Origin of the sequence: Halorubrum sp. CGM5_25_10-8B (genome assembly GCF_005435095.1) — an archaeon.
GTDB classification, from domain to species: domain Archaea; phylum Halobacteriota; class Halobacteria; order Halobacteriales; family Haloferacaceae; genus Halorubrum; species Halorubrum ezzemoulense.
Genome location: NZ_SGTY01000015.1, coordinates 38322 through 57592, shown reverse-complemented (window position 1 = coordinate 57592; position 19271 = coordinate 38322). Strand labels below are relative to the sequence as shown.

The following is a 19271-nucleotide window of genomic DNA, read 5'->3' as shown; positions in this document are numbered from 1 at the left end:
CAGAATATGTGCGTCCGCGACCGATCGGCCCGGCTCCTCAGATTCCGAACCGCTCGCGGGCGTACTTCGCGAGCAGCGGGACATCGTCGAGGTGAAGCAGCCGCGCCATCCCCGCCTTCTCGCCGCGGTTCGCCTTCGCCAAGATGTCGTCGTCCGTCTCTTGGAGATCGCGCATCAACCGGTCGTACCGCTCGTTGGGTGCGAGGTACAGCAACTCCGTGAGCGTCAGTCGCGACTCCGCGCGCGGCGCCACGTCTCGGTGCCAGAGCGTCTCGTACACCGCGAGGCTCTCCGCGTCGATGCGCCGCTCCGAGTCGGTGAGACAGCGGTCGACGGTCGCCGCGGCGGCGCGGGCCGACTTCATGCCCTTGTGGATCCCTTCTCCCCACAGCGGGTCGATGCTCGGCACTGTGTCGCCGACGGCGAGGAACCGGTCGGTGTACATCTGCTCCGGGCGCTGAATGTGCGCGGAGCCGCGGTGGACCGTCTCGTCGATCTGTTCCGCCTCGGCGAACCGCGGGTCGCGGTCGATCCAGTCGTCGAGGTACCCGTCGACGGTCTTCCCCGCCTCGGCGAACTCGCGGTGGCGGTCGTTCTGGATGTAACAGATGCCGACCTTCGCGGTGTCCTCGCCGGTCGCGAAGATCCACGAGTAGCCGCCGGGCGCGATGTTGTGGTCCAAGCGGAGCATCATCGCCCGCCGGAGGTCCGCGTAGTCCGGGTGGTTCATCTCGACGCCCTCCATCTCGTACTCGATACCGATGGCTTGGTTCTCGCGTTCGAGGTCGACCACGTCGAGCGCGCTGGCGATCGGTGCGGCCGGACCGGTAGCGTCGATCACGATGTCGGCGTACACCGCTTCGTCGCCGTTGTACCGCACCCCCTCGATGACGCCGTCGTCGTCGAGGATCGGCCGCGAGACCCGCGCGTCGAAGCGGTACTCCGCGCCGTTGTCGCGACCGTCGGCGACGAGGAACTGCTTGAACTCCGCGAACTCCAACACCGCGCCCGGCTGGTAGCTCTCATAGTACTCGTTGGGCGACTCCAGCACAACGTCGTCGGTGTACGACATCACGACGTCGTCGGGGATTCCGAAAGAGGACATCATCGACGGGAACGTGCCCGCCGTCGACTTGTTGCTCTGTCGCGGGAACTCGTCTTCCGACTCCGTCTCTAAGACGACGACGTCGTAGTCGCGCGTCGCCAGGTCACGGGCGCACTGCGCGCCCGCCGGACCGGCGCCGGCGATGGCGACGTCGTAGCGGTCAACCATACACGACGGTTACGGACCCACCTAATTAGGCTTGCTGAAACCCACCGGAAAATACGCGCGAACCCCCTCGTTCGCCCGGTTTTGGCCGTCGAGAGAGGTCGGAATTACCGGGGTCTCATCCGGCGGTCGGACGCAGACCCGGCCCCCGAAACGGGCGTCGGATCGGGTCCGCCCGCCGGGACCGCGGCGCGGTTCAGTAGAACTCGCGGACGAGGTCGGTCGCGCCCTCGGGGGCGCCGTCCGGAAGCACCGACATGTCCTCGTCGACGCCGTGCTGCTCGTGGTACGGCACCGACGACTCGTCCTTGTAGATGACGCCCTGGTGTTCCTTCTCGTTGTCGAGGATCACGTCCTTCGCCGCCTCGCGGTCGGTCGGGTCGTGGTCCGCCTCCTTCAGGTCGACCAGCGAGTCGCGGAAGTAGTCGTACGTGTCGACGTCGTTGAAGGTGACGCAGGGGGAGTAGACGTTGACGAAGCCGAACCCGTCGTGCTCGATGGCCTCCTGGATGATCTCTTGGTGGCGGAGCGCGTCCGAGGAGAACGACTGCGCGATGAACGTCGCGCCGGAGGCGAGCGCCAGCGCGTGGGGGTTCACCGGCGGCTGTTTGGGCCCGTCGGGGCTCGTCGACGTCTCGAAGTCCTCGCGGGAGGTCGGCGACGCTTGGCCCTTCGTCAGCCCGTAGATGCGGTTGTCCATCACGACGTACGTCATGTCGACGTTGCGCCGGACGGCGTGGACGAAGTGGCCCGCGCCGATGGAGTAGCCGTCGCCGTCGCCGCCGGCCACCATCACCTCGATGTCGGGCCGCGCCATCTTGACGCCGGTGCCGACGGGGAGCGCGCGCCCGTGAACCCCGTGGAGCGCGTAGCTGTGCATGTACGTGCCGATCTTGCCGGAACAGCCGATGCCGGCGACGACGAAGGTGTTGTCGGGGTCGTTGCCCGTCTCCGCGAGGGCCTTCATCATCCCGTTCATCGTCCCGAAGTCGCCGCACCCCGGGCACCACGTCGGCTGCTTGTCGGACTTGAAATCGGTGAATCGAATGTCTGAGCTCATTGGTTACGCCTCCACCCCCGCTTCGAGGGTCGACTTGATCTCCGCTGCGAGTTCGTCGGCCTTGAACCGCACGCCGTTGTACTTGTTCACGCGGTCGACGCGTTCGAGCACGTCGTGTTCGACGAGGTCCGCGAACTGGCCCTGCTCGTTACACTCGACGACGACCGTCGTCTCGGCGGCCGCCACGTCTTCCGCGAGGTCCGGCCGCGGGAAGATGTACGGGACCGAGAGGACCCGCACGTCCAGTCCGTCCTCGTCGAGGAACTCCACTGCCTCGGCGAGCGCGCCCTCGTTCGACCCCCACGTGATGACGAGGGTGTCCGCGTCCTCGTCACCGAACTCGCGCGGGCTCCAGTCCTCGCGCTCACGGGCGGTCTCGACCTTGCGGTTGCGCTTGTCGACCTGCTCGACGCGCATCTCCGTGTCCTCTGTCCGGCGGCCCTGCTCGTCGTGTTCGAGGCCGGTGGACATGTGCGCGCCGTCGGCCGTACCGGGGAACGCCCGCGGCGAGACCCCGTCATCGGTGATCTCGTGGGGCTGGAAGCCGCCCGACTCGCTCATGTGGTCGTCGATCGCCGTCTCGTCGACGATCTTGCCGCGGTCGATCTCCACCTCGTCCATGTCGAACGTCTCCGGGGAGAACGTCTGCTCGGTGACCGCCATCGAGAGGTCGGCGGTGAGGTAGACAGGGAGCTGGTACTTCTCGGCGAGGTTGAAGGCCTCGACGGTCTTCCAGAAGCACTCCGAGATGGTGGTCGGCGCGAGGACGAACCGCGGCACCTCGCCGTGGCCGCCGTACAACATCTGGTTCAGGTCGCCCTGCTCCTGTTTCGTCGGCATCCCCGTCGAGGGGCCCGAGCGCATCACGTTACAGATGACGAGCGGCGTCTCCGAGGTGGCGATGAGCCCGAACGTCTCGGTCATCAGGTCGATCCCCGGCCCGGAGGTCGCGGTCATCGCGCGGGCGCCGCCGCGGGCCGCGCCCAGCGCCATGTTGATCGCGGAGAGTTCGTCTTCCGCCTGGACGACGTGGCCGCCGTACCGCTCGATGCGGCCAGTGAGGTACGTCATCACGTCGGTCGCGGGCGTAATCGGGTAGCCGGCGTAGAAGCGGCAGCCGGCCGCGATGGCGCCCATGCCGATCGCTTCGTCGCCGTTGAGGAGGACGTAGTCCTCGTCGGTGGTCTCCAGCGAGTAGTCGAACTCGTGGTCGTACTCGTCGGCGACGTACGACTGGCCCGCGCGGGCCGCCTCCTTGTTGTTGTCGACGAGCTTCTGGCCCTTGTCCTTGAACCGCTTCTCCAGCGCCGAGTCGAGGTTCTCGATGGGGAACTCGGCCACCTCGCAGGCCGCGCCGAGCGCGACGACGTTCCGCATAATCGCGCCGCCGGCCTCCTCGGCCAGGCTCTTCAGCGGCACGTCGAGGCCGATCATCCCCTCGGGGATCTCGACGTCCTGCATCGTCGTCCGTTCGCCGTCGTAGATGATCACCGACCCCTCGTGGAGCTCGTCGAGGTTCTCCTCGATCGTCCGGGGGGTCAACGCGATGAGCACGTCGAGTCGGTCAACGACGCTCTGTACCTTGTCGACGGAGGTTCGCACCTTGTAGGCGGTGTAGCCGCCTCGTATCCGAGATGCGAAGTCCTTCGACGTGAACACGTGTCGACCCGCGCGGGAAAGCGCCTGTGCGAAGATCTTCCCCGTCGAGTCGATGCCGTCGCCGGCCTCTCCGCCGACAGCCCAGTTGAAATCCGCAGCCATGTGCTATGGGCAAGGTTCCGGCGGACTCATCAAAAGGCTTCTGGAAGGAGCCACCGAGGTGTATCTGGACGTACGTCTTCGATATCGCGAATATTGTCAGCTTTGAGCCCTATATACCTTGTAATAACGCATATAATTAGACGTTCGTTCACCAAAATCATCACGATCGACCCTTCGCGTCGGACCCGTTTTCGACGTTTGACGAACTGCGTCGGCCCCGTGCGCGGCGGACTTGTTCACGACGAGGTAGGCCAAGGCGTCGGGTATCCTCGCATCTGGCGTCCATGTGTCGGGTCGTCCCCATGCCGAGGCGGTCGGCCCTGCGGGCCGGTCACCGCAGCGGGGATCTGGGCCTCCCGTCCGAACCGGTTTCGACATGGGCAGGACCGACGGCGACGGGAAGGCGTTTGTGTCTGCCCCGCCGATCCGACGTATGGACACGACAGCGACGGTCGAGTCGGTGGAGCCGGTCGGCTCCGACACGTACGCCCTCCGCTTCCGCGCCCCCGAGGGGTTCGCGGCCGAACCCGGACAGTTCGTGAAGCTCGGCACCGAGATCGACGGCGAGTCGGTCGCGCGGTTCTACACCCTCTCGTCGCCCCGCGTCGGCGAGACGTTCGAGGTCACGGTCGGTATCGACCCCGACGAGGGCGGCGAGTTCTCGGCGTTCCTCTCCGGCGCCGAGGCGGGCACCGAGATGACGCTCTCCGGCCCCTTCGGCGACCAGCACTACGACGGCGAGCCACGCGCGGTCGTGATCGCGGGCGGCCCCGGGGTCGGCCCCGCGGTCGCCATCGCTGAGCGCGCGCTCGACGAGGACGCCGAGGCCGCCGTCGTCTACCGCGACGACGACGTGGCCCACGCCGATCGGATCGACGCCCTCCGCGAGCGCGGCGCCGCGGTCAGGCTGCTCGACGGCGATGCCCCCCTGACCGACGCCGTCGCCGACGTCCTCACCGGCGCCGACGGCGGGACCGTGTTCGTCTACGGGTTCGCCGACCTCGTCGCCGACGCGGAGGCCGCCATCGAGGCGGCGGGCGGCGACGCGGACGCCGCGAAGGTCGAGAACTTCGGGTAGGCGCGGCCGCAGGCCGGGCCGTCCGCGCTCGCGTCGGCGCCTCGGCCGATCTTCGCGGCGTCGCCGGCCGGCGCCGCCACGCTTTACACACCTCCCCCGCGAGGACCGGGTATGGACTACCGACGGCTCGGGAACACCGGGCTCAGCGTCTCGGAGCTCTGCTTCGGCACGTGGCGGTTCGGGCGCGAGACGAACGGCGTCGTGGAGACGGGTCGCGAGGAGTCACACGAGCTCCTCGACGCGGCCGCGGACCGCGGGATCAACTTCATTGACACGGCCAACGTCTACGGGACGCCGAACGGGAAAAGCGAGACGTACATCGGCGAGTGGCTCGCGGAGCGGGACCGCGAGGACTACGTGATCGCCTCGAAGGTGTACTTCCCATTCGACGGGCGCGGCGAGCCCGGACCCAACGACTCCGGGCTCGGCCGGAAACACATCCGCGCGCAGATCGAGGGGACCCTCGACCGACTCGGCACGGACTACCTCGATATCTACTACATCCACCGCTGGGACGAGGACACCCCCATCGAGGAGACGATGCGCGCGCTCGACGAGCTGGTCGCCGAGGGAAAGGTCCACCACCTCGGCGCGTCGACGATGGCGGCGTGGCAACTGACGAAGGCGCAGTGGACCGCCGACGCCAACGGGTACGCGGGCTTCGACGTGGTCCAGCCACTCCACCACGCGGGCTACTACGAGGACGTGAAGGAGTACCTCGACGTCTGTATCGACCAAGACCTTGCGGTCTGCCCGTACTCCCCGCTCGCGGGCGGGTTCCTCACCGGGAAGTACGAGCGCGCCGACCCGGACGACCCCGAGCAGGTGATCGCGCCCGACGGCTCCCGGGCGAGCTTCGACGACCGGTTCGAGCGCTTCTATCTCTCCGAGCGCGGCTGGAAGGTGCTCGACGCGGTCCGCGATGTGGCCGACGAGTGCGACGCGACGCCCGCGCAGGTCGCGCTTGCGTGGCTCTCCGGCTGGGACGAGTTTACCTGCGTCCCCATCGTCGGCGCGCGGACGGTCGATCAGCTCGACGAGAACGTCGCGGCGGCCGACCTCCACCTCTCCGACGAGCAGTGGGACCGGATCATGGACGCGCGCTACGACCCGGACGGGAACCGCTGGGGCCACTGAGCAGTCGCCTCCCGTCCACAAGCGGCCGCTACTCGTCGAAGTCCGGCAGGTCGTCCGGCGCCTCGAAGTCGGCCTCCCAGTCGATGTACTCCTCCTTGAGCGTCTCGCAGACGATCTGCCCGAGCTCCGTGAGCCCCGCGTTGATCGCGGAGACGGTCCCCCACGAGTCGAGGTCCGGGTGGAGGTCGCGCTCCTTCCAGTCCTCTGGCAGCCCCGGCGCGTGGTAGCCGACCCGGTCGGCGAAGTCGTCCCAGAAGAAGTCGAACCGGGAGACTAACTCGAGGTCGAGCGCGATCTGCCAGTCCGCCGCGTCCATGTCGCTGCCCGCGGCCCACTGGTCGAACGCCTCCTCCCACGCGCCCTCGCGGAGGAGCGCTTCGAGGTCGTCGCGGCGGTACTCGCCGCCAGCCACCTCGGCGTCCTCGTACTCGTTCGGGTCGACGGCGGCGAGTTCGGGAGGCTCCGGCAGGTCGACGTCGAGTGACATGGTCCGTAGTGGGTGCCGACGGGCCAAAACGCTACGGGAACGGAGTGCGGCGAGGCGGCCGCCCCCCGCGTCCGCTCCGATCCGGTCCTTTTACCGCGGTTCCGTTCCGAGGTCGGGTATGAATCTCCGCGCCGTCTCGCGTCGGGTCGGGATCGCCGCCGCGGTCGTCACCGTCGTCGCGCTCGTCGCGCCGTACGCGATCATCACGGGGCCGGAGTACGCGTCGCAGCTCGCGTCCTACTACGCCTCCGGGGCCGTCGGCTGGAGCGGGATCGCGCTGTTCGCGCTGCTCGCCGCGGTCGTTATCGCCTCGGTCGAGCAGGGGAACGTCGACCCGGGGACGCTCGCGGGCGTGGCAATCGTCCTCGGGCTCGCGACGACCGCGAGCGCGGCGACGTGGGCGCTCGCGGTCCAACCGACCGCCGTGTTCCGCGACCACCTCTGGCTGGTGTGGCACGCGCCCGCCGTCGTCGCGCTCTCCGTCCCGCTGCCGCTCTCCGCGGCGGTGTACGCCCGAGCGGTGTTATCGTAGCCGAGACGCCGGAACGCGCGGGACGCCTCTTTTCCGACGCGCGCTCGCCGCCCGCGTCGCCGTCGGCCGGCGAACGAAAGGCCCTTATGCCGCACCCGAATATCGTCGAACGGACTAGGTCGGGCGGTTAGGCCCCGCTCGTTACCCGTGAGGCAGTCTTCAGCGGGGACCGAACAGCGGGCACGTCCGGTCAGACCGGCACGGGCCCCGAGAGCCAACGTGGAAGCCTCGTCCGCCGGGGACAGCGGTCCGTGGCGCCCGCTCGCAGGAGCGGTCCGTCGCGGTTCGTCGGCGATATTGGGTCAGGCGCGGAAGCGAGCAGCCCACCGCCGGACGCCAGTCGCTCGTCGGGTCGCGGGGTGGAGGAGGCAATCGGGATACCCCGTGACGGAACGCCGGGCTACCCCGCCTGTCCGCCATTCATACGCTGCTTCCTTCGACGAGTGGTGATGCTGTGACGCTACGGTCGCCGGTGTGAGCGTCGACGCCGCGAGCGTTTACTTATACGTAAAATCACCCTCATCCGGGCTCCAGTTATACGCAATTGACGCCGCCACGCTGAGCAACCTCGAACACCCAGCCGCTCGGCTGTCTGACGATACCATTTATGAATTATCGATCGAAACGACCACCACCGAAGCCCCAGCCGCGAGCCCCGCCCCGCACAGCGACCGCGCCTCACACCTCCCCAGCCTCGTCGGCGGTCCTCCGCTCCGCTCCGGACCACCGACTCCCTCGCGCGTGCTCCTCGCGTCCTTCGGACGCTCGGAGGCACGCGCCACAGCGGCCACAAAAAAACCAGTCCCGCGGCTCAGCGACCGGTGTCGTACTTGTACGTCGCCGAGTCGGGGTCGATCCCGAAGTCCTCCGCCGACTCCTCCGGCTCGTCGTCGCCCGTCGGCTCGGCGTCCTTGAACGCCCGCCGGAACCGGTCCGCCATCTCGAACGCGTCGACGGTCAGTTCGAGGCCGACGACCCCGCCGCCGAGGAACTCGCGCTTCTCGGTGAGGCGGTCCGAGAGGGCCGGCGGGAGGTCGTCGGTGTCGACGAGCTCGAAGCCGAACTGCGTCAGGTACTCCGGCTGGTCGGTGAGCACGTACACCGTCTCGAACCCGTCCGCGGCCGCGGTGTCGACGAGGCGCTCCACGACGTGCGCCCCGACGCCGCGGTCGCGCCACTCGGGGAGGACGCCGATGCCGGTGAGCTCGATCCGGTTTTCCTCGTTCTCGTCGCCGCGGTGGAGGCGGAGCCGACCGAACCCGGCCCGGTCGCCCGACTCCTCGTCGACCGCGATCACGTAGTCCCGCGACCGGAAGGCGACGTCGTCGAGCCCCAGCTGCTCGATCGCGTCCAACAACCACGCCTCGTCACGGTTTTTGGCGTCGCGGACGTACATAGACGGCTGTACGAGGGCGGAGGTGAAAAGCGGTTCCCCGGCCCGGTCGCCCGCCGTCATCGCGTCGCTTTTGCCCGCCGGCCGCCGACCCGACGCGTATGGAATTCGCCGCGCTGGCTGAGCGGGCGGAACGGGTGGCCGCGCACGACGGCGACATCGAGACGACCCTCGCGGTCGCCGACCTGCTCGCGGACGCCGGCGACGGCGGCGCGAACCACGGGTCGACCGACGACCTCCCGGTCGTCGTCCGGTTCCTCCTCGGTCGCGTCTTCCCCGCCCACGACACCCGTACGCTCGACGTCGGGCCCGCGCTCTGCCGCGAGGCGATCGCCCGCGCCGCGGGCCCGAACGTCGACGCCGCCGACGTCGAGGACCGCCTCGCCGAGCGGGGCGAGATCGGCGCGGTCGCGGCCGCGTACGACTTCGGCGGCCAGCGGGGCCTCGCCGCGTTCGGCTCCGGTCGCGACGCGCTCACGGTGGCCGCGCTCGACGAGGAACTCCGCAACCTCGCGGCCGCGAGCGGCGACGGCAGCGAGTCGCGCAAACGCGACGCCCTGTTCGGGCTGTTCACCCGCTGTTCGCCGAGCGAGGCGGCTTTCCTCGCCCGCCTTGTCCTCGGCGAGATGCGGCTCGGCGTCGGCGAGGGAACCGTCCGGGACGCGATCGCGGAGGCGTTCCTGACCTCCGAGACGGCCCACGACGGCGACGAGTCCGGGGACGACGACGATGACGGCCCCGCCGACGGCGACGGTCCCGAACTCGCCGCGCCCGACGACGCGGTCGCGGCCGTCGAGCGCGCGCTTCAGGTGACGAACGACTACGGGCGGGTCGCGGTCCGCGCCCGCGACGAGGGAATCGCGGGGCTCCGCGAGGAGTCGCTGCGCGTCGGCCGCCCGGTCCAGGCGATGCTCGCGCAGGCGGGCACCGCGACCGACGCGCTCGACGCGTTCGACGAGGTCGCCGTCGAGACGAAGTTCGACGGGGCTCGCGTTCAGGTTCACTACGCGCCGGACGGAGCCGAGGCGGACGACGGCGTGCCGGACGGCGACGCGCCGGGCGGCGAGGGCACCGCGCTCGGTCCACGGCTCTACTCGCGGAACATGGACGACGTGACGGACGCGCTCCCCGAGATCGTCGAGTTCGTCGCCGACCGCGTCGACGCGCCCGTCATCCTCGACGGCGAGGTCGTCGCGGTCGACGACGACGGCGACCCGCTCCCGTTTCAGGAGGTGCTGCGGCGGTTCCGGCGGAAGCACGACATCGACCGGATGCGCGAGACGGTCTCGCTGCGGCTCCACGCGTTCGACTGCCTCCACGCCGACGGCGACGACCTGCTCGACGAGCCACTCCGCGTCCGCCACGACCGGCTCCGCGAGGCCCTCCCGGACGCGGCCGCGGACCTCACCCTCGCCGGGGACGCGGACGCGATCGCGGCCGAAGAGCGGGCCGCGCTCGACGCGGGCCACGAGGGGGTCATGCTGAAGAACCCGGAGTCGGCGTACACCCCCGGCGACCGCGGGCGCGACTGGCTGAAGCGGAAGCCCGACGTGGAGACGCTCGACGCGGTCGTCGTCGGCGCCGAGTGGGGCGAGGGACGCCGCGCGGAGCTGTTCGGTACGTTCCTGCTCGCGGTCCGCGACGACGACGACGGTGCGAGCGACCCGGACGGACGCGACGCCGCCGGCCGCGATCCCGACGACCGCGACGCCGACGACCTCGCGCCACCGGGATACGCCACGGTCGGGAAGGTGGCGACCGGGATCACCGACGAGGCGCTCGCGGACCTCACGGAGCGGTTGGAGCCGCACGTCGTCGACGAGACGGGGACGACGGTCTCGTTCGACCCCGAACTCGTGGTCGAGGTCGGCTATGAGGAGATCCAGACCTCGCCGACGTACTCCGCAGGCTACGCGCTCCGGTTCCCCCGCTTCGTCGGCGTCCGCGAAGACAAGGGGGTCGACGACGCCGACTCGCTCGCCCGCGTCCGTCGGTTCGCCGGCGACGGCTGACGTTCCGACACGCGAAACTCCTTGACGGTCCGGTTCGTAGGGTAACACATGCCAGGCCCGCTCGGCGACGCGACGCGGCGAGACCTCACCGACGCGGCCGTCGAGCGGCTCGCGGCGGCGGGGTTCGAGGTCGACCGCCCGGAGACGGGCGCCGAGCCGCCGGCGGTCGCGACCCGCGGCGACGACCGGTTGGCGGTGGAGCCGCTCGCAGCGGACGACGCGACGCCGATCGTGATCGCCTCGCGGCTCGGCCACGCGCTCGACCGGGGCCGCCGCGCGCTGTTCGTCGCCCGCGACGCCGACACCGCGGCGGCCGTGCGCGACCTCCTCGCCGACCCGCCGCTGCTCGCCGAGCGGACCGACGGTCGACGAACCTTCCACCTCGGCCCGGACCGGGTCCCGGTCTCGGGCGGCGGCTACGCCTGCGTCCGCGCCGACGGCCTCGGCCATCCGACGTTCGGCTGGCGTGAGACGGACACGCCCCTCGGCCCGGTGACGGCCCGCTCGGACGTCGACGCCGCCGCGGTCGACGACGAAGGGCGACCCGTCGTCCCCCGGCTCCTCTGCGAGGTCGACGGCGAGGCGGTCGCCGTCCTCGCCGGCGTCGATAGCCTCCAGACCCCGCCGGACGAGGCGTTCCCGTTCGCGTACCGCCGCGATCCGGACGACAAGCGGTTCCGCGTCCGGCGGGGAGGCGACGGGACGGTCGTCGAGACGGTCAGCGGGTTCGCGGCGCTGCGCGAGGCCGGATACGTTCCGATTCCGATGCCGCTCGTTCCCGAGCACGCGCTGGGGCGGTCGATCGACGACGAGACGCTCACGGCGGCGTGGGACCTGCTCGTGATCGGTGAGGGCGAATCGGTCGACGACGGGGCGATCGGCGACACGGCCCTCGACGCCGACCGCGACCGATAGCCACCCTCAAGACGAGCGCGCCCACAAACGGTAACATGACGGTCCGCTACGAGGAGTTCTCGGTGGAGTGGCTCGGCTACGCGACGGCGCGGCTGGAGACGGACGGGGGGCCGGTGGCCTACACCGACCCCGGCCGGTACGGCGTCCTCGACGACTACTGGGCGCGCGACGGCGACCTCGTCGTCGTCACCCACGACCACCACTACGACAGCGACGGGATCCGGTCTGTCGCGAGCGAGGACGCGACGCTCGTGATCTACGACGGGGTCGACCCCGCCGGCATCGACCGCGACGTGGAGCCGATCGACGCGCTCGCGGAAGAGTACGAGGTCGTCCGCGTCGGCGAGGAAGACCGCGTCGACGTCGAGACGCCCGCCGGCGAGGTACGGGTCTGGCCCGTCCCGGCACACAACGATCCGGAGGGGCCGAACGCGGACGCCGACGGCTCGGTCGCGCACCCGCCCGGGTTCGGCTGCGGCTTCCTCCTGTCGCTCGGCGGGCGCACCGTCTTCTGGCCCGGCGACTCGGACGCGCTCGACGGGTTCGCCGAGCTCGACGTCTCCGTCTTCCTCGCGAACATCGGCGGGGGCGGCATCGTCTCGGACCCCCGCGAGGCGGCGGACCTGGCCGAGGCGATGGACCCCGACCTCGTCGTCCCGATCCACTACGACACGTTCGACCTGCTGGAAGCCGACGGCGAGGCGTTCGCCGGGGACGTGGCGAGCCGGTCGATACCGGTCGCGCTCGACGCGCGCTCGGCGAACCAGTAGTCGGACCGGGCGGACGGAGACCCGAATCTGACGGACTGATTGCCGAACCGGACGGCGCGAACCTCTCGGCCGGTGGCCTTTTTACTCCGCCGCGTCCTTCCCCGGTCGCATGACCACCGAGTCCGCGCTGGCCGACGGGGTCCGGGAGGCGCTTTCGGTCGACGCCGAGGCGTTCGCCGAGCGCGCGGCCGAGGAGGCCGAGATCGTCAAACAGGAGCTACGCGACGGCTCCTTCGACAACCACCAGTCGATCGTCGGCTTCGAGTACGAGTTCTACGCGGTCGGCGACGGCCGGTGGAGCGAGGAGTCCCGGGCCGGCGAGTACGCGCTGATGCGCGTGCCGCGCCGCCTCTTGGAGCTGATGGGCTTCGAGAAGGAGCTGGGGCTCCACAACGCCGAGATGTCCACGAGCCCGCAGCCCCTCTCCGACCACGGGCTCCGCGCCCAGCTCGCCGAGGTCCGCGCCCGACTGGAGGCCGCAGAGAACACCGCGGGCGTCGAGGGGATGCGCCTCGTCTCCGACGGCCTCTGGACTATCCCGCCGGCGGGCGAGACCGCGGAGGGATACCTCACCGACAGCGTCGCTGTCGACGGCGTGGTGGTCGCGGTCAACATGAGCGACGCGGTCCGGTACCACGCGATGGCGAACTCGCGCCGAGACGACCTGAACGCCACCGACGCGAACGGGGGCGCCGCGACCGACGCCGAGGAAGAGCCGGTCGTCACCCTCGACGCGCCGGGCGTGTCGCTGGCGGCGGAGACGGTGATGCCCGAGAGCCTCATCACGTCGATCCAGCCCCACTATCAGGTGGCGCACGCCGAGACGCTGCCGCGGCACTTCCGGTACGCGCTTCGGATCGCCGGCCCCCTGCTGGCGCTCGGCGTCAACTCGCCGTTCTTCCCGCCGGCGCTGTACGACGACGGCTGGGACGGCGAGCGTGTCCTCGCCGAGGGGGCGACGGAGAACCGGGTCCACGTCTTCGAGTCCGTCCTCAACGCGCGGACCGACGCCGACAAGGTCCGGTTCCCCCGGGAGTTCCGCGACGTCGAGACAGCGGTCGACCGCATCGCGGCCGACGAGACGCTCATCCCGATGCCGGACCCGGGCGGCAGCGATCGCTTCGACGACGACTTCGCGACGTTCCGGACGAAACACGGCAGCTACTGGCGTTGGGTTCGCCCCGTCTTCGAGGGGGCGAGCCGCTCGGCCGCGAACGCCCGGATCGAGTTCCGGCCGATCCCCGGCCAGCCCACGGTCCGCGACTCCATCGCGTTTCAGGCGGCCTTCGCCGGGCTGATGCAGGCGCTCGCCCAGCACGAACACCCCGTCATCGGCCTCGAGTGGGAGACCGCGCGCGACAACTTCTACGCCGCCGTCGCCGACGGGCTCGACGCCGACATGGAGTGGATCGACCGCGACGGCCACCGGACGACCGACTCGGACGCGATGTACGCGGACCTCCTCGATCACGCGGAGGCTGGGCTCCGGACCGCCGGCTGCGCGGACGACGAGGCCGCGAAATGGATCGCGCCACTGCGGTGGCGCGTCGCGAACCGCACGACTCCGGCGAGCTGGAAGCGGGACCGCGTCCGCGCCCGACTCGACGACGGCGACGACTTTGCGACCGCGGTGGTCGACACCCAGCGCGAGTACATCCGCCAGCAGGCCGACGCCCTCATCGACGGCGGCTTCTCGGCGTGGACGGACGGGGAGTGACCGCCCCCGTGGTCGTCCGGCGACGCGGGAGCCGGACGGCGCGACCGCGACACAGTACAGTTATCGGTCCGCCGCGTCACGCGGCCGTATGGACGAGCTGATCGCCGCGGCGCGCGAAGCCCTCGACGCCGCCCACGTCCCCTACTCCGAGTACCGCGTCGGCGCCGCGCTCCGGACCGCCGACGGCACCGTCTACACCGGCTGTAACATCGAGAACGCGAACTACTCCAACAGCCTCCACGCCGAGGAGGTTGCGCTCGCGGAGGCGGTGAAGAACGGGCACCGCGAGTTCGACCGGATCGCGGTCTCGTCGGGCGTCCGCGACGGGGTCACCCCCTGCGGGATGTGCCGGCAGACGCTCGCGGAGTTCGCGGCCGACGACCTCGTCGTCGCCTGCGACGAGGGCGACGACGCGGTCACGGAGTACACGCTCGGGGAACTGCTCCCGAACACGATCAACGAGGGCACGCTCGACGACGCGAGAGAGGACTGACGCGAGGGAGGACTGACGCGAGGGAGGACCGACGCGAGAGAGGACTAGATCGGCGGGAGACCCGTCCGGCCGAGACGGAACTACTTTTAAACGGCTCGCCGAAGGGCGGAGACATGACCGACGACAGCGAGGACCCCAACGACGAGGCCGGATACCACGTCGAGGCCGCGCCCGACGACGTCGCGGACGCGGTCCTCCTCCCCGGTAACCCCGAGCGCGTCGACAAGATCACCGCGCTGTGGGGCGACCACGAGGAGGTCGCGCGCCACCGCGAGTACCGCACCGCGACCGGCAGCTACGACGGCGCCCCGATCTCGGTCACCTCAACCGGGATCGGCTCCCCCTCGGCCGCCATCGCCGTCGAGGAGCTCGCGCGCGTCGGCGTCGACACGTTCATCCGCGTCGGCTCCTGCGGCGCGATCCAGCCGGAGATGGACGTCGGCGACCTCGTCATCACCACCGGCGGCGTCCGGCAGGAGGGGACGAGCGACGAGTACGTGCGCGAGGACTACCCAGCGAGCGCCGACGGCGAGGTGGTCTCCGCCCTGGTCGCGGCCGCCGAGCGGCTCGGTCACGACTACCACACGGGCGTCACGATGAGCGCCGACTCCTTCTACGCCGGACAGGGGCGACCCGGGTTCGAGGGGTTCGAGGCCGCCGGCTCCGACGAGCTCGTCGCGGAGCTTCAGGACGCGAACGTGAAGAACATCGAGATGGAGGCGTCGGCCATCCTCACGGTCGCGAACGTGTACGGGCTCCGCGCCGGCGCGGTCTGCTCGGTGTACGCCAACCGCGTGACCGGCGAGTTCCGGACCGAGGGCGAGTCGCGCGCGGCCGAGACCGCGAGCCTCGCGGTGAAGCTCCTCACGCGGATGGACGAGGTGAAACGCGAGGCGGGCGCGGACCGCTGGCACGCCGGCCTCTCGCTGTAGCGGGCGCTCCGGCCGTCACGCTGCTCGCTGCCGAGCGCGGGCGTTCCAAAGCGACTTTACCCACGGACCGCGGAGCGGCAGGCATGAGTACACAGGTCGTGGTCGTCGGCTCCGGGTACGCCGGCGCAGGGGCGGTGAAGGCGTTCGAAGACGAGGTCGGCGAGGGCGAGGCCGAGCTCACGTGGATCTCGGAACACGACTACCACCTCGTTCTCCACGAGGCCCACCGCGCGATCCGGAACCCCGCGGTCGAAGACAAGATCACGATCCCCGTCGACGAGATCAAGTCCCCCGAGTCCGACTTCGTCCAGGGCCGGGTCGTCGATGTCGACACCGACGAGCGCGCCGTCGAGATCGACGACGGCACGACCGTCGACTACGACTACCTCCTCCTCGCGGTCGGCTCCACGACCGCCTTCTTCGGCATCGAGGGGCTGAAGGAGAACGCCCACCAGCTGAAGGGGCTCGACGACGCGAAGGCGATCCACGAGGACGTCCGCGAGGCGGCCGCCGACGCGACCCGCTCGGACCCGGCGCAGGTCGTCGTCGGCGGCGCCGGCCTCTCCGGCATCCAGACGGCCGGTGAGATCGCCGAGTACCGCGATAAGCACCGCGCCCCGCTCGAGATCAAACTGGTCGAGGGGCTCGACGAGGTGTTCCCCGGCAACGACCCGCAGATCCAGGGGGCGCTCCGCCAGCGGCTGGAGGACGCCGACATCGAGATCCTCACCGGCGACTTCATCTCGGAGGCCGACGAGGGGGCTGTCTACCTCGGTGGCGGCGAGGACGAGGAGCCGGAAGAGCTCGGCTACGACGTGCTGATCTGGACCGGCGGCATCACGGGCCAGCCCGAACTGGGCAACGTCGAGGTCGAGAAGGACGACCGCTCGAACCGCGTCCACGCCGGCTCCGACTTCAGCACCAGCGACGACCGCGTGTTCGCCATCGGCGACACCGCCCTCGTCGAGCAGGGCGACGACGACGTGGCCCCGCCGACCGCGCAGGCCGCCTGGCAGGCCGCGGAGGTCGCGGGCGCGAACCTCGCCCGCGCCGCCCGCGGCGCGCCGCTCCGCTCGTGGACCCACGAGGACAAGGGGACGGTCATCTCGGTCGGTGAGGAGGCCGTCGCTCACGACGTGATGGGGATGCCGATCAAGACGTTCGGCGGCACGCCCGCGAAGCTGCTGAAGAAGGGCATCGCCACGCGCTGGATCGCCAAGGTCTCCTCCGCGAGCCGCGGCGTCAGCGCGTTCGGCGACATGTGAGATCGGCCGACGCGCGGTAGCGACGCGACTCTCGGCTTTCGATCCTCGGCTCGGGTCGGCGACGACTCAAACGCTGTTCTCCGTCGAACGACCTCCACGGCGCAACGAAACAGCGGCTCTCGCAGTCAGTGTTCGGCCGGCTCGTCGGGGGCTCGCATATCGTCGATCCGCAAGATGAGAATATTCGCGGTGTCGTCTTTCCCGTCGACCGTCCCGTCGATGACGAGCTTGGAGAGCGGCGTCGGCCCCACGGCGACGCTGTCGCCCTCGTGGAAGTCGCGGACCGAACCCTGAACGTGGATCTCGGCGCGGCACAGCTCGGGGTGGTGGACGCTGGAGAGGTCGATCCCGTCGACGTTGACCCCCTCGACCTCCTCGCTCTCGTGGTAGATCGGGACGTTCGCGGGCTCGTCCATGCGCTGGATGTCGAGCGCCTCGTACGCGTTCGAGGTGGGTTTGTAGCCGCCCTTCGGGCCGGGTACCCCCTCGACCAACTGGAGGGCCTTGAGGCTCTGCATCTGGTTCCGGATCGTCCCGGGGTTGCGGTCGACTTCCTCGGCAATCGCCTCGCCTTTCACGGCGTCCTCTCGTTCCCCGTACAGGTTGATGAGGGCCGAGAGGATGCTTTTCTGGCTCGAAGTGAGCTCGATCGATGACATGGTGCGGAATACACCGCGCCCCCGCTTAAATGCGGTGGAACCCATTTATAAACGATCGTGTGGAATCGTCTCGGCGGCCGGAGACCGTCGGTTCGGGCCGGTTCGGCTCACCCGCCGCGTAGCCGCTTCATCCGCACGTACGCGAGCGGGCTCGACAGCGCGACGACGACACCGACGCCGATCAGCGCGACGCCGAAGTCGACGGCGACGAACGAGACCGCGGCGCCGACGAGCCCGATCGCCGCGCCGGTGAACGCGACCGCGATGGTCGCGCCGATCGGCTCGATGTCGCCGGGGTCGACCGAGCGGGGATCGGGACTGCTCATGGGCGTCCGTGGCGGCCCGGGCGCAAAACGCTGTCCGATCCGGTCGGTCGGATTCGCTCGGACCGCGGTCGGGCGGCTCCCGCCCCGTCGGCTCGACCCGGCCGCCGATCCCCACCATTCAAGCGCCGCGGCGTCGCGTAGCCGGTATGACCACGGTCAGGATCATCGGCGCGCCGACAGACTACGGGGCGAACCGACGCGGAGTCGACATGGGACCGTCGGCGATCCGGTACGGCGGGCTCGCCGACCAGCTCGCCGGCGCCGGCGTCGAGACCGTCGACGCGGGCGACCTCCACGTCCCCCGGGCCGAGGAGCGCGACCCGGACGCGGACGCGCCGAGCGAGGGGGAAGCGAAGTTCATCCGCGAGACGGAAGCGGTCTGCCGGCGGCTCGGCGACGAGGTCGCCGCGACGCTCGCCGACGGCGAGGTGCCGCTGGCGCTCGGCGGCGACCACTCCATCGCCATCGGGAGCCTCTCCGGGTCCGCGCGCGACGCGGACGTCGGCGCCGTGTGGTTCGACGCGCACGCGGACCTCAACACGCCCGCGACGACGCCCTCTGGCAACGTCCACGGGATGCCCCTGGCGGCGGCCCTCGGGATCGGCGAGTTCGCGGACACCGAGTGGGCGAACGCGCCGGGGCTTTCGCCGGAGAACGTCGCCTTGGTCGGGCTCCGCTCGGTCGACGGGGCGGAGGCGGAGCTGATCCGCGACCGCGGCTTCGCGGCGTACACGATGTCGGACATCGACGAGCGGGGGATCACGGCGGTCACGGAGGAGGCGCTCGAGGTCGCGTCCGCGGGCGTCGACGGGATCCACGTCAGCCTCGATCTGGACTGGCTCGACCCCAACGCCGCGCCCGGCGTCGGGACGCCCGTCCGCGGCGGCGTCACCTACCGCGAGGCGCACAGCGCGATGGAGATCGTCGACGAGACTGACGCGCTCCGGTCGATGGAGATCGTCGAGGTGAACCCGACCTTGGACCAGCACAACGAGACGGCTGAGCTCGCGACTGAGCTGGCGGCGAGCGCGTTCGGGAAGCGCGTCTTGTACTGAGAGGCCGGGGTCAGACGCCTCGGTCGAGCTGTTCGACGACCTGCTGGAGGTCCGCCTCGGACTCGACCTCGCCTTTGATCTCCTCGCGGCGGCGCACCGCGGCCGAGTCGGCGTCGTACGCGCGGACGAACTCGGCGCGGGTGTGCTCGTCGAACGCGTGCCGGATCGCGAAGTAGCCGTCGGGGACGATCGTGCCGCACACCTTACACTCGTGGCGCTGGTGGTCGTTCGTCTGGTGGACGATCGCCGCCTCCACGTCGTCGAAGGCGGCGTCGCAGTCGCCGATGCCGCACGTCCAGCGAGGGGCCATACCCGGACTCTCGCCCGAGGGGGATTAACGGTTTCCCAACTCGGCGCGGGCGCGCCGGGGGGTCGACGGGGGTCGGCACCGCGGGTTCACCCCCGCGGT

At 70.4% G+C, this 19271-nt stretch carries 19 protein-coding genes and 1 other RNA gene; 12 read left to right on the top strand and 8 right to left on the bottom strand.

What is annotated here, in order from left to right:
• Positions 1–37: 37 nt before the first annotated feature.
• From EXE51_RS13740 to EXE51_RS13730, 3 genes are all read right to left on the bottom strand, one after another.
• On the bottom strand, positions 38–1273 hold the full coding sequence (locus EXE51_RS13740) for a digeranylgeranylglycerophospholipid reductase (RefSeq protein ID WP_049931194.1): 1236 nt from the start codon (positions 1271–1273) through the stop codon (positions 38–40).
• Positions 1274–1466: 193 nt separating this feature from the next.
• Positions 1467–2330: a 2-oxoacid:ferredoxin oxidoreductase subunit beta gene (locus EXE51_RS13735; RefSeq protein ID WP_049931193.1), complete on the bottom strand. Its 864-nt coding sequence runs from the start codon at positions 2328–2330 to the stop codon at positions 1467–1469.
• A gap of 3 nt (positions 2331–2333) precedes the next feature.
• Positions 2334–4091 carry a 2-oxoacid:acceptor oxidoreductase subunit alpha gene (locus EXE51_RS13730; RefSeq protein WP_086216261.1) on the bottom strand — a complete coding sequence of 586 codons (1758 nt, stop codon included), beginning with the start codon at positions 4089–4091 and terminating at the stop codon, positions 2334–2336.
• A gap of 433 nt (positions 4092–4524) precedes the next feature.
• Between EXE51_RS13730 and EXE51_RS13725 the strand changes: the two genes are divergently transcribed.
• Positions 4525–5169, top strand: coding sequence for an FAD-dependent oxidoreductase (locus EXE51_RS13725; protein ID WP_086216260.1), 645 nt, complete (start codon positions 4525–4527; stop codon positions 5167–5169).
• 111 nt (positions 5170–5280) lie between these two features.
• Positions 5281–6306, top strand: coding sequence for an aldo/keto reductase (locus EXE51_RS13720; RefSeq protein WP_089307892.1), 1026 nt, complete (start codon positions 5281–5283; stop codon positions 6304–6306).
• 28 nt (positions 6307–6334) lie between these two features.
• Here EXE51_RS13720 and EXE51_RS13715 read toward each other — a convergent pair whose 3' ends face one another.
• Positions 6335–6793, bottom strand: coding sequence for a hypothetical protein (locus tag EXE51_RS13715; protein WP_049931186.1), 459 nt, complete (start codon positions 6791–6793; stop codon positions 6335–6337).
• Between the two features lie 118 nt (positions 6794–6911).
• Between EXE51_RS13715 and EXE51_RS13710 the strand changes: the two genes are divergently transcribed.
• Both EXE51_RS13710 and ffs read left to right on the top strand, forming a co-directional pair.
• On the top strand, positions 6912–7325 hold the full coding sequence (locus tag EXE51_RS13710) for a hypothetical protein (RefSeq protein WP_086219636.1): 414 nt from the start codon (positions 6912–6914) through the stop codon (positions 7323–7325).
• A gap of 107 nt (positions 7326–7432) precedes the next feature.
• Positions 7433–7744, top strand: an RNA gene (gene ffs / locus EXE51_RS13705) — signal recognition particle sRNA.
• 392 nt (positions 7745–8136) lie between these two features.
• Here ffs and EXE51_RS13700 read toward each other — a convergent pair.
• Complete coding sequence (locus tag EXE51_RS13700; protein ID WP_137692852.1) at positions 8137–8721, bottom strand: GNAT family N-acetyltransferase; 585 nt, start codon at positions 8719–8721, stop codon at positions 8137–8139.
• 98 nt (positions 8722–8819) lie between these two features.
• Between EXE51_RS13700 and ligA the strand changes: the two genes are divergently transcribed.
• The 7 genes from ligA to EXE51_RS13665 all read left to right on the top strand — a co-directional run bounded on the left by ligA (position 8820) and on the right by EXE51_RS13665 (position 16822).
• Positions 8820–10730: an ATP-dependent DNA ligase LigA gene (gene ligA, locus EXE51_RS13695; protein WP_137692851.1), complete on the top strand. Its 1911-nt coding sequence runs from the start codon at positions 8820–8822 to the stop codon at positions 10728–10730.
• A 48-nt stretch (positions 10731–10778) separates the two neighbouring features.
• The gene (locus tag EXE51_RS13690; RefSeq protein ID WP_089307890.1) at positions 10779–11645 is read left to right on the top strand and encodes a hypothetical protein; all 867 of its coding nucleotides are present in this window, start codon (positions 10779–10781) and stop codon (positions 11643–11645) included.
• Between the two features lie 35 nt (positions 11646–11680).
• Entirely contained in the window at positions 11681–12415 is a 735-nt protein-coding gene (locus EXE51_RS13685) for an MBL fold metallo-hydrolase (protein WP_089307889.1), read from the top strand.
• Positions 12416–12524: 109 nt separating this feature from the next.
• Positions 12525–14132, top strand: coding sequence for a hypothetical protein (locus EXE51_RS13680; protein ID WP_049931175.1), 1608 nt, complete (start codon positions 12525–12527; stop codon positions 14130–14132).
• Positions 14133–14220: 88 nt separating this feature from the next.
• Positions 14221–14625, top strand: coding sequence for a cytidine deaminase (cdd, locus tag EXE51_RS13675; protein ID WP_049931171.1), 405 nt, complete (start codon positions 14221–14223; stop codon positions 14623–14625).
• Positions 14626–14738: 113 nt separating this feature from the next.
• Positions 14739–15557, top strand: a complete 819-nt coding sequence (locus EXE51_RS13670) for a nucleoside phosphorylase (protein WP_049931170.1) — start codon at positions 14739–14741, stop codon at positions 15555–15557.
• 83 nt (positions 15558–15640) lie between these two features.
• A complete protein-coding gene (locus EXE51_RS13665) occupies positions 15641–16822 on the top strand; it encodes an NAD(P)/FAD-dependent oxidoreductase (RefSeq protein ID WP_137692850.1) in 1182 nt (393 codons plus the stop codon).
• Between the two features lie 125 nt (positions 16823–16947).
• Here EXE51_RS13665 and EXE51_RS13660 read toward each other — a convergent pair whose 3' ends face one another.
• Together EXE51_RS13660 and EXE51_RS13655 are read right to left on the bottom strand one after the other, a co-directional pair.
• Entirely contained in the window at positions 16948–17481 is a 534-nt protein-coding gene (locus EXE51_RS13660) for an Rrf2 family transcriptional regulator (protein WP_049931162.1), read from the bottom strand.
• Between the two features lie 107 nt (positions 17482–17588).
• Positions 17589–17807 (bottom strand): hypothetical protein, encoded by a 219-nt coding sequence (locus EXE51_RS13655; protein ID WP_086220413.1) that lies wholly within the window; start codon positions 17805–17807, stop codon positions 17589–17591.
• Positions 17808–17953: 146 nt separating this feature from the next.
• Here EXE51_RS13655 and rocF point away from each other — a divergent pair, with 146 nt between their 5' ends.
• Positions 17954–18862, top strand: a complete 909-nt coding sequence (gene rocF, locus EXE51_RS13650; RefSeq protein WP_049931159.1) for an arginase — start codon at positions 17954–17956, stop codon at positions 18860–18862.
• A 10-nt stretch (positions 18863–18872) separates the two neighbouring features.
• Here the strand turns inward: rocF and EXE51_RS13645 are convergent, their stop codons facing one another.
• Positions 18873–19172, bottom strand: a complete 300-nt coding sequence (locus tag EXE51_RS13645) for a hypothetical protein (RefSeq protein WP_049931157.1) — start codon at positions 19170–19172, stop codon at positions 18873–18875.
• Positions 19173–19271: the final 99 nt, after the last annotated feature.

What these genes read in the sequence shown, in the direction of transcription:
- EXE51_RS13690 (WP_089307890.1), top strand. Translation starts at nt 10,779, where the DNA reads ATGCCAGGCCCGCTCGGCGACGCGACGCGGCGAGACCTCACCGACGCG.
- rocF (WP_049931159.1), top strand. Translation starts at nt 17,954, where the DNA reads ATGACCACGGTCAGGATCATCGGCGCGCCGACAGACTACGGGGCGAAC.
- cdd (WP_049931171.1), top strand. Translation starts at nt 14,221, where the DNA reads ATGGACGAGCTGATCGCCGCGGCGCGCGAAGCCCTCGACGCCGCCCAC.
- EXE51_RS13740 (WP_049931194.1), bottom strand. Translation starts at nt 1,273, where the DNA reads ATGGTTGACCGCTACGACGTCGCCATCGCCGGCGCCGGTCCGGCGGGC.
- ligA (WP_137692851.1), top strand. Translation starts at nt 8,820, where the DNA reads ATGGAATTCGCCGCGCTGGCTGAGCGGGCGGAACGGGTGGCCGCGCAC.
- EXE51_RS13670 (WP_049931170.1), top strand. Translation starts at nt 14,739, where the DNA reads ATGACCGACGACAGCGAGGACCCCAACGACGAGGCCGGATACCACGTC.
- EXE51_RS13725 (WP_086216260.1), top strand. Translation starts at nt 4,525, where the DNA reads ATGGACACGACAGCGACGGTCGAGTCGGTGGAGCCGGTCGGCTCCGAC.
- EXE51_RS13710 (WP_086219636.1), top strand. Translation starts at nt 6,912, where the DNA reads ATGAATCTCCGCGCCGTCTCGCGTCGGGTCGGGATCGCCGCCGCGGTC.
- EXE51_RS13645 (WP_049931157.1), bottom strand. Translation starts at nt 19,172, where the DNA reads ATGGCCCCTCGCTGGACGTGCGGCATCGGCGACTGCGACGCCGCCTTC.
- EXE51_RS13735 (WP_049931193.1), bottom strand. Translation starts at nt 2,330, where the DNA reads ATGAGCTCAGACATTCGATTCACCGATTTCAAGTCCGACAAGCAGCCG.
- EXE51_RS13720 (WP_089307892.1), top strand. Translation starts at nt 5,281, where the DNA reads ATGGACTACCGACGGCTCGGGAACACCGGGCTCAGCGTCTCGGAGCTC.
- EXE51_RS13680 (WP_049931175.1), top strand. Translation starts at nt 12,525, where the DNA reads ATGACCACCGAGTCCGCGCTGGCCGACGGGGTCCGGGAGGCGCTTTCG.
- EXE51_RS13715 (WP_049931186.1), bottom strand. Translation starts at nt 6,793, where the DNA reads ATGTCACTCGACGTCGACCTGCCGGAGCCTCCCGAACTCGCCGCCGTC.
- EXE51_RS13700 (WP_137692852.1), bottom strand. Translation starts at nt 8,721, where the DNA reads ATGTACGTCCGCGACGCCAAAAACCGTGACGAGGCGTGGTTGTTGGAC.
- EXE51_RS13660 (WP_049931162.1), bottom strand. Translation starts at nt 17,481, where the DNA reads ATGTCATCGATCGAGCTCACTTCGAGCCAGAAAAGCATCCTCTCGGCC.
- EXE51_RS13685 (WP_089307889.1), top strand. Translation starts at nt 11,681, where the DNA reads ATGACGGTCCGCTACGAGGAGTTCTCGGTGGAGTGGCTCGGCTACGCG.
- EXE51_RS13730 (WP_086216261.1), bottom strand. Translation starts at nt 4,091, where the DNA reads ATGGCTGCGGATTTCAACTGGGCTGTCGGCGGAGAGGCCGGCGACGGC.
- EXE51_RS13665 (WP_137692850.1), top strand. Translation starts at nt 15,641, where the DNA reads ATGAGTACACAGGTCGTGGTCGTCGGCTCCGGGTACGCCGGCGCAGGG.
- EXE51_RS13655 (WP_086220413.1), bottom strand. Translation starts at nt 17,807, where the DNA reads ATGAGCAGTCCCGATCCCCGCTCGGTCGACCCCGGCGACATCGAGCCG.